Below are 7609 nucleotides of genomic sequence, written 5' to 3'. Positions count from 1 at the left end.
GTGATTCAGTCTTATTCATAATGACTATATATAACTATTCTACTATACTGAAAAAAGTGCTAAAGAAGTAATAATAGGTAAGTAGAGTAAGTTAAAATAATACGTTGCATCTTTAGCCATAAAACCCCTTAAGCCATTGAAACTTAATCAATATTACTATGACTAAAACTGCCATTTAAAATTATTGGTGTTGCTGAAACACGGTATGAAATTACTAAATTTATAATGTGTAAATCAGACCTATTTCCCCTCTAACTGGTACGGAAAAAGCTCCTTTCTAACTGCTGACTCCTGACTCCTGACTCCTGACTCCTGACTCCTTTTAAATCATACTTTTATTCACCAACGCCAAATTATTAGTTGAGGATTTTGACTTAAAGGTCTAAATCTAGATCCCCCAGATCGCCGTCTAAATCACTCATATCATTATCTTGCTCACTACGAGCGTACTTAGAAGGTGGGCGATCGCTACTCCAAGCCCACCAACTGGTATTACAATGACAATGATAAAATTCTTGCCATTTGCGACGACTATTTTCTGTATATACGGGCGATCGTCGATTAATCCATACTGCCTGTGCTTCCATTGTACTTGCCCCACATTTGGGACAGCAGAAATCAAACCCATGAATTGCTGATTCAGTCCATTGGGGAGGAATTATATCAAAAGCTTCCATTCTTTACTCTCATATCATATTATTTTACTTATGTCAAGATTTTAACTCAAAACTAGAGGAAAAATTTACCTACTATATGAGAATTTTATCCTGAATTCAGCTAATCTAAAAGCTAGAGGAATAAATTGAAGTCAGAAGTCAGAAGTCAGAAGTCAGAAGTTTAGATAGGAGGGATTTGTTGGATTGGCAGCGTACAGAAGTTAAATTGTTGCTGTCACTAAATTTGAGAGGCGCAAGAATATCCTAAGCACTTTGGTGACTGCTATAGTTGGAATTTTCTGTACTTTTGTTTTCAGCAAATTTATTATAAAACTTTATATAATACTTTGGGGGCAGTTAAAAATATGAATCCTGAACTTTCTGAAACTAGCCGTTTATTCGATATTATGCCTGCTTCTGGTCGAATGATGACAAAAATAGTTGGAAAACCAGAGCAACCTACAATTATTAAAACGACTTTTCCTGTACCATGGAAAAACGATCGGACGATCTATCTAAATTTTGATTTATGGATGAATTTACCCAAAGCACAACGAGATTTAATCATATTAAGAACTGTGAGTTGGTTATGTGAAATTCAATGGTTTAAACCAAATATAAATCAAGGTATTTTGGGAGTTGGGTTAGTAGGAATAATTTCCCAATTAACTGAAGCTGATGTAGTTGGTATTTTGGTTGCTAGTGGTTTAAGTGTAATTGGTTTGACAAGAATTTGGCAGAGTAATCATAGTACAGAAACAGAATTAGCAGCAGACGAAATGGCAATTAGAATAGCAACTAGAAGAGGTTATGAAACACCTGAAGCAGCTAATCATTTATTACAAGGAATTGAAAATGTGGCAAAAATTGAAGGGCGTAATAATTTTAATTTTACTGAGTTAATTAGGTCTCAAAATTTAAAGGCGATCGCTGGTTTATCTCCAGTGGGAGTACCAGAAAAAGTGAGGAAAGAATAATTGTAGTAGTGGGAGCATTTTTATCCCTAAATAATAGCCTAATTTTTGCGAAAATAAAACAAATAGGAAACATCGAAATCCTACAGATCGCAACTACAAAAATACCTGGAAAAATATCATTGCTGCATCATATTTGATGAGCTGCAAAAATTATTTTATCCTGGAAAACTGGCTGGTAAATACAAATATGGTTACGAAGATTATCGGGATTTTTTTCAACTACTTGCCACCGTCTCCCATCAGAGTTATTTACTATTAATAAGTAGAGAGAAAATTACAGAAATTATCAAATTATCAACAGAAAATTATCCAGTGCGAACCCTAATTTTAGGAAGTTTAGGAATTGCTGCTCAAGAAATATGCCAAAAACACCAATTAGCAGATCGAGAATCCTGGGAAAAATTGATTAACAATTATCAAGGAAATCCCCGATGGTTAGATATTTTAGCAACAACAATTAAAGAATTATTTGGCAGTCAAGTAGCATAATTTATGGAATATTAACCCCTAATTTTACCAGAAGCATTGCAAGTAGAATTAGAACAACAATTGCAGCGTTTATCTCCTTTGGAAATAAAAGTTATGGAGCAAATTGCCAACCAAAGCCAACCTATTTCGATAGGAGAAATAATTAGAAAATCAGAACTATCTATTCAGGAATCTGTCAACTTAATTCAATCCCTGAAAAAACGGTTATTATTAGATAGGCAGTTAGATAATAATTTGACAGTATTTACTCTTAATCCTGTTTGGAAACAATACTTACAAAATAAAATATAGTAGGATATAAATTTGCTTTCTCCTACAGGTTAACTTTTTTGATTACTGCCTCGGAATGACAGTATTAGAGAGACTATTTGTAAACCAAAGATTATGCAACTATACTATATTATGATTATATCATGTTAAAGTTCGTAGTAGGGCTTTAGCCCTAAGATATATAGAGCAGATTTCAAGTATATGAAGTATAAATATTAATAATAAAACCTTTGTAGTGTGGCGATCTTGCTCGCTAAACTATACCTCACACTTGATGAAATACGCTGTATTTAATGGGCTAAAGCCCTACTACAAACAAAAATTTTTTTATCACTAAACCTAGTTTTTTGTTTGAAAGCATAAAATAATTTGCAATAAAATTTCCTTGAAAATTATGAGTAAAACTATTCCAGCTAAAGACATAAACATCCGCTACCTTATTGATAACTTAGGACTTCAACAAAACCAAGACGAGGAATTTTTCCGGGAATGGCAAGATAATTTACCAGAACTTACTGATTTAGAAAAACAACTCCTAGACCAAGTAAAATCCCGATTTATTAATCTAATAGATTATCCGCAAGTGCTAGAAAATGTTGTAAGGATGGCAGTAGTTGACCCAATCTTATTTATTAGCGTATTTTTTCTTTATCCATTGTATATTCGTTCTGAACCTGCAATTAATTTAGCAGTCGAAGATGAGGATATTATTATTAAAGGTAAGATTGATACTTGAGTTTTAAAAGACCAATTATCGGCAATGGTAATTGAGTCTAAAAAAACTGAATTTTCTACTGAAGCTGGCAGAGGTAAAATTATTCCTTATATGTTAGCAAATCCTCATCCAAATCGCCCTAATTATGGGATGATTTCTACAGGTGGCAGTTTTATGTTTGTTAAATTAGTTAATGGTGAAACACCACAATATGCTCTTTCAAAAATGTTTATTACTCTTAATCCTGGTAACGAACTTTATGATGTACTTAGAATTCTCAAACGTTTAACTCAAATTGCGTTAGAAGGAATTGAATAAAGTAAATTAAGTTGGTTAAGGGTAGGCAAGTAGCGATCGCTATCCAAATCAGCAAAAGTAATAACTAATTCTGTAAACTCCTGCGCCATAAGTTGATTATTTTCTGATTTATATTCATTCTGATTACAGCGCTTTTGCCGATCTCTGAGCTCAGGTCACAACCAAAACCCTGTAGAGACATTCCATTGAACGTCCCTACTAGCGCGTCTAGCTTGAAAATGTAGGTTGAAAAAAACCTAACCCCCCAACCCCACAACTATCCCCCCTTACCCCCCGCGTGAAAGGGGGGAAGGAGGGAATGGGGATAACAGTCCCCCCTCTCCTTGCAGGAGAGGGGTCGGGGGAGAGGTCTTAAGCAAACAACAAACTATCCACAATTTTAGTGTAGACTCCCTACTACTGTGGTTTGCTTAAATGAAAACTTCTATCAACGTTCTTACTCTTACCTTTTACCTGATAAATATGACTACTTTCAATTTGACAAATCAAAATCTAGATTTAAACTTAGAGACAATTTTAAATCGTGCTCTCGAAGGTTACGACCTATCTCCAGCAGAGACACTTTTATTGTTATCCCCAACTACTCAAACTAATTTCAGAAAATTTGCCTTAACTCAACTTCCACCAGAAATAACCGCTATCCAAAAAACAGCAGACCAACTCCGACAACAACAAGTAGGTAATACAGTAACTTACGTTGTCAACCGCAATATAAATTTCACCAATATCTGCGAACAACATTGTAGTTTTTGTGCATTTCGCCGAGATGAAGGAGACGCGGGTGCATTTTGGTTAGATGTTAGTCAAATTTTAGAAAAAGCTAATGATGCGGTGCAACGTGGAGCAACAGAAATTTGTATGCAGGGAGGATTAAATCTTGAAGCTAAAGTTGCGGGAAAATCTTTACCTTATTATTTGCAACTGATAAAAGCAATTAAAAATGAGTTTCCCCAGTTGCACTTACACGCTTTTTCTCCCCAGGAAGTACAGTTTATTGCTAGGGAAGATGGGGTGAGTTATGAATATGTAATTGCTGCTTTGCGGGATGCGGGTGTCGGATCGATGCCAGGTACTGCTGCCGAAGTTTTGGATGATGCAGTCAGACGAGTTATTTGCCCCGAAAAAATTGATACGGCGACTTGGTTAGAAATAGTTGGTACAGCGCATCGCTTGGGAATACCAACCACAAGTACCATGTTGTGCGGTCATATTGAAACGCCCCAACAGCAAATTTTACATATAGAGAGATTGCGCTTTCTCCAACAAACTGCCATTGAAAAAGATTATCCGGCAAGAATAACGGAGTTTATTTTATTACCTTTTGTTGGGCAAGAAGCACCTGCACCTTTGCGTCGGAGAGTAGGGCGAGACCAACCTGTTTTATTGGATGTTTTATTGTTAACAGCAGTGTCGAGAATATTCTTAGGAAATTGGATTATTAATCATCAACCAAGTTGGGTAAAAATTGGTTTGGATGGAGCAAAGGAGGCTTTGACATGGGGTTGTAATGATATTGGTGGTACCTTAATGGAGGAACATATTACCACAATGGCAGGTGCTGTTGGGGGTACTTGTATGGAGGTCGAAACTTTGCAGGAAACTATTAAAAGTTTGGGGAGAAATTATCAACAAAGGGAGACACTTTATCAGTATTTGTAGGTTGGGTTGAGGTAACGAAACCCAACAAAAGTCCAGATATGTATTACTTTTTTTGTTGGGTTGCGCTTCACTTGAAAACTTACAACTATATTTTGATACTCAGAATTTACAAATATGAATGTTAAAATACTTCTAGATTGATAATATCAGGAGACTATCAAGTGCCAAAAAAGAAAACAAAAGTCATCTCAATATTTAACAATAAAGGTGGTGTTGGTAAAACAACTATCACATGGAATCTAGGGGATGCACTGGCAAGACAAGGGAAAAAAGTTTTGTTAATAGATTTTGACCCACAATCTAATTTGTCATTAGCTGTTTTAGGAGAGGAAAAGTTTTTGAAACTTTTACCTAGTAAAGAGAACCCTTTTCGATTTACAATTAGAGCTTATTTACAGAACTTCTTACAAAATGTTGGGGAGCCAAAACTATATAAACATCAAGGAGATGAAACTGATGTTGATTTAGTTGCTAGTGATGCTTGGTTAAATGTATATTCTGACTCTATCAACGTGGGTTCAGACCTTCTAAGTGGTACAGGAATTGAGAGATTTTCAGTAATTAATCGGATCATAGAAACAGCTAACAGTCAGAATGAGAATCATTTTATTGGGGTTGCACATTAAAGAATGATCGTAGATTTTCAACTGTACATATATTGAGGAAAGAATGATCTAAAAATATCAAATGTTCGGATTTCATCATTCCTGATTGTGCAACGCCATTTTATTTATGATTATGTTTTGATTGACTTGCCACCCTCATTCAATAACCTAGTAACAGCTGCACTGTATTCATCAAATTATTTAATTATTCCCTGCACATCTGATACTTTTTGTTCTTATTGCGTTGGTCTTATCGGAGAAACTTTACCACGTTTTATCAATGAGTGGCAATTAGGATGTCAAAGATACAATACATACAACCCTCATGATGAAAGATATAACGACCTTGGAAAACCTGTATTTATTGGATGGATTTTCAATGGATATGATACAAGAAAGCCAAAAAATGAACAGAATAAACAGACCATTGCAGCAGATAAAAAAATGGAGTCTAAAATTTCAGAATCTGTCAAAAAACTTCTAGAGTCACTAGGTAAAATAACGGTATATACGGCTGTTCCTAAAAAATATGAAAGTGTTAACTTCCGTCTTGGTGGAATTGAGGATATGAATGTTCTTATTCAAAACAGTATGTGGCAAAATTGTCCTATTGCAAAACTATCCGAGTTCCGTCCGGTAAGGGATCTTCAAAACCGTGCTTCTTGGTCTCCACAGCAAACAGACCTAATTAAGGAATTAACAAATGCTTTTGAGTCTATAGCATATAAAATAATTGACTATTGTAAATAATTGTCAGAGTAAGCCAAGTGTTAGTAAGTTGGGTTGAAGTTATGAAACCCAACATTACTAGCTCAAAAGTTAAAACTAATAGTACATTTTTAGGCAAGATTAAAATCATCAAACTTAAGAAAGAAAGTCAAATAAAAACAAATATATTTATCAATATTCTCAAAGTAATTTTAACCCAGAATATTTTCTACTCCAACTACATTTCCTATTACTGCCTGCTCAATAATTCTTCTATATTGTAATCTCCATTGCAAAGCATTAGAGATAGTAATATAACCCTGTTGTGGAGGTTGTCTAATTATTCTCTCAGCTAAAACTTCACGTCCTATTTCATCTAAAGGCAAGTTACGATCTTCTAAAAATCCTATTACATCATCTTGATTACCATTCCGACTAATAATCTCAATTAAACCTCGTGTAGTTTGATAATCTCCTGTTCTTTCTTTGTCTACAAATACTGCATTTTGAATATTCAAATTTGCTGCTCGTAATTCGCGATCATCTATTTTTTCATAGACAAAAATAAGTAAATGATAACCTAATCCATAAACTTTTTGACTTGCATCTCTAAAAGGACAAGATGACTGTGGTTGTCGAATAGATGTCACCTTTAAATCTACTTCTAATTCCGGAAAATCTATGCCAATAGCTGCACTACCTGGAGTATATAAATACTTTTTTTGTAAATATTTATTGAATGCTTGTTCTACATAAGTTCCTACTGCTTTACCATCGGTAATACCGTACAAATCAGAAATAGGTTTAATACTTAAATCCTTAACAAAAATTGCCGCCTCATTTTTAAGAAATGGTAGTGTTAATTCTTTCATGTATTGGTAGATATCTAATTAATAATTAATTAACTAAACAATGTTAATTGTTCCCAAACTTTCGGTTTAAATTTAAAATTTTCTTGACTAATTCTTTGACATATCCATTCTACACAATTTGGCACAACAGAATTACCATATAAAATATATTGGTCATAAATTTTAGCAACTCGACACCAATTATCAGGAAATCCCATTAAACGAGCATATTCAATATTAGTTAAACGCCTAAATTTATTGCCGACTTGATATCTTTCATAATGTCTAGAAGTAGAAGCAGTTAATGTGGAAGTAACGCCATTAATTCCAAATATTGTATACCCTAAACGCGCTCCTCAGA

Annotated in this window: 11 protein-coding genes; 8 read left to right on the top strand and 3 right to left on the bottom strand. The window is 34.4% G+C overall.

Going from position 1 to position 7609, the window contains the following annotated elements; all coding sequences use genetic code 11:
* Positions 1-374: 374 nt before the first annotated feature.
* Complete coding sequence (locus F6K22_RS24380) at positions 375-677, bottom strand: hypothetical protein (protein WP_293103889.1); 303 nt, start codon at positions 675-677, stop codon at positions 375-377.
* A 344-nt stretch (positions 678-1021) separates the two neighbouring features.
* Here F6K22_RS24380 and F6K22_RS24375 point away from each other — a divergent pair, with 344 nt between their 5' ends.
* From F6K22_RS24375 to F6K22_RS24345, 8 genes are all read left to right on the top strand, one after another.
* A complete protein-coding gene (locus F6K22_RS24375) occupies positions 1022-1633 on the top strand; it encodes a DUF3318 domain-containing protein (RefSeq protein ID WP_293103886.1) in 612 nt (203 codons plus the stop codon).
* A gap of 312 nt (positions 1634-1945) precedes the next feature.
* Positions 1946-2122, top strand: a complete 177-nt coding sequence (locus F6K22_RS24370; RefSeq protein ID WP_293103883.1) for a hypothetical protein — start codon at positions 1946-1948, stop codon at positions 2120-2122.
* Positions 2123-2158: 36 nt separating this feature from the next.
* Positions 2159-2413, top strand: coding sequence for a hypothetical protein (locus tag F6K22_RS24365; protein ID WP_293103881.1), 255 nt, complete (start codon positions 2159-2161; stop codon positions 2411-2413).
* A 373-nt stretch (positions 2414-2786) separates the two neighbouring features.
* Positions 2787-3128, top strand: coding sequence for a hypothetical protein (locus F6K22_RS42440; protein ID WP_363274314.1), 342 nt, complete (start codon positions 2787-2789; stop codon positions 3126-3128).
* A 24-nt stretch (positions 3129-3152) separates the two neighbouring features.
* Positions 3153-3425 (top strand): hypothetical protein, encoded by a 273-nt coding sequence (locus F6K22_RS42435; protein WP_363274312.1) that lies wholly within the window; start codon positions 3153-3155, stop codon positions 3423-3425.
* Positions 3426-3887: 462 nt separating this feature from the next.
* Entirely contained in the window at positions 3888-5084 is a 1197-nt protein-coding gene (cofH, locus tag F6K22_RS24355; protein ID WP_293103878.1) for a 7,8-didemethyl-8-hydroxy-5-deazariboflavin synthase subunit CofH, read from the top strand.
* Positions 5085-5245: 161 nt separating this feature from the next.
* Positions 5246-5710: an AAA family ATPase gene (locus F6K22_RS24350; RefSeq protein ID WP_293103875.1), complete on the top strand. Its 465-nt coding sequence runs from the start codon at positions 5246-5248 to the stop codon at positions 5708-5710.
* A gap of 87 nt (positions 5711-5797) precedes the next feature.
* Positions 5798-6439: a ParA family protein gene (locus tag F6K22_RS24345; RefSeq protein ID WP_293103873.1), complete on the top strand. Its 642-nt coding sequence runs from the start codon at positions 5798-5800 to the stop codon at positions 6437-6439.
* Between the two features lie 170 nt (positions 6440-6609).
* On the opposite strand, the gene F6K22_RS24340 is transcribed toward F6K22_RS24345, so the two are convergent.
* Entirely contained in the window at positions 6610-7269 is a 660-nt protein-coding gene (locus tag F6K22_RS24340; RefSeq protein WP_293103870.1) for a type II restriction-modification system restriction endonuclease, read from the bottom strand.
* 29 nt (positions 7270-7298) lie between these two features.
* Positions 7299-7574 (bottom strand): DNA cytosine methyltransferase, encoded by a 276-nt coding sequence (locus tag F6K22_RS24335; RefSeq protein WP_293103892.1) that lies wholly within the window; start codon positions 7572-7574, stop codon positions 7299-7301.
* Positions 7575-7609: the final 35 nt, after the last annotated feature.

The organism is Okeania sp. SIO2F4 (assembly GCF_010672385.1).
Taxonomy (GTDB): domain Bacteria; phylum Cyanobacteriota; class Cyanobacteriia; order Cyanobacteriales; family Microcoleaceae; genus Trichodesmium.
The sequence above is the reverse complement of the archived record's forward strand: the minus strand, read 5'-3'. Positions and strand labels throughout refer to the sequence as shown.

Excerpts from the sequence above, each read along its gene's own strand:
- F6K22_RS24380 (WP_293103889.1), bottom strand. The coding sequence starts at position 677 with ATGGAAGCTTTTGATATAATTCCTCCCCAATGGACTGAATCAGCAATT.
- F6K22_RS24375 (WP_293103886.1), top strand. The coding sequence starts at position 1,022 with ATGAATCCTGAACTTTCTGAAACTAGCCGTTTATTCGATATTATGCCT.
- F6K22_RS42440 (WP_363274314.1), top strand. The coding sequence starts at position 2,787 with ATGAGTAAAACTATTCCAGCTAAAGACATAAACATCCGCTACCTTATT.
- F6K22_RS42435 (WP_363274312.1), top strand. The coding sequence starts at position 3,153 with ATGGTAATTGAGTCTAAAAAAACTGAATTTTCTACTGAAGCTGGCAGA.
- cofH (WP_293103878.1), top strand. The coding sequence starts at position 3,888 with ATGACTACTTTCAATTTGACAAATCAAAATCTAGATTTAAACTTAGAG.
- F6K22_RS24340 (WP_293103870.1), bottom strand. The coding sequence starts at position 7,269 with ATGAAAGAATTAACACTACCATTTCTTAAAAATGAGGCGGCAATTTTT.